Genomic DNA, 330 nt, shown 5'->3' on the forward strand with positions numbered 1-330 from the left:
GTCGGGGCCGACGCCGTGCTCGCGCAGGTGGTGGGCCAGCCGGTTGGCGCGCGCGTCGAGGTCGCGGTAGGTGAGCGCGGTTCCCTCGAACGTCACGGCCACCGCGTCGGGGGTCGCGGCGACCCGCTGCGCGAACAGCGCCGGGATCGTCCGCCCGACCGGGTACGCGGTCGCGTCGTCCCAGGCCGCGAGGAGTTCGCGGCGCTCCGCCGGGTCGAGCAGGGTCAGCTGGTCGATCGGCTGGTCGGGGTGTGCGACGAGTTGGGTGAGGACGTGGCGCAGGTAGCGGATGTGCCGCTGGGCGGTGGCGGTGTCGAACAGGGCGGTGGC

The 330-nt window shown here is 75.2% G+C and carries 1 protein-coding gene; it reads right to left on the bottom strand.

Features of this window, described 5'->3' with window-relative positions:
- Positions 1-330, bottom strand: a 330-nt coding sequence (locus ACLQ22_RS32000; RefSeq protein WP_425695602.1) for an AMP-binding protein, incomplete at both ends; no start/stop codon positions are given.

The sequence above is a fragment of the Micromonospora sp. DT178 genome (genome assembly GCF_049841695.1).
Lineage (GTDB): Bacteria > Actinomycetota > Actinomycetes > Mycobacteriales > Micromonosporaceae > Micromonospora.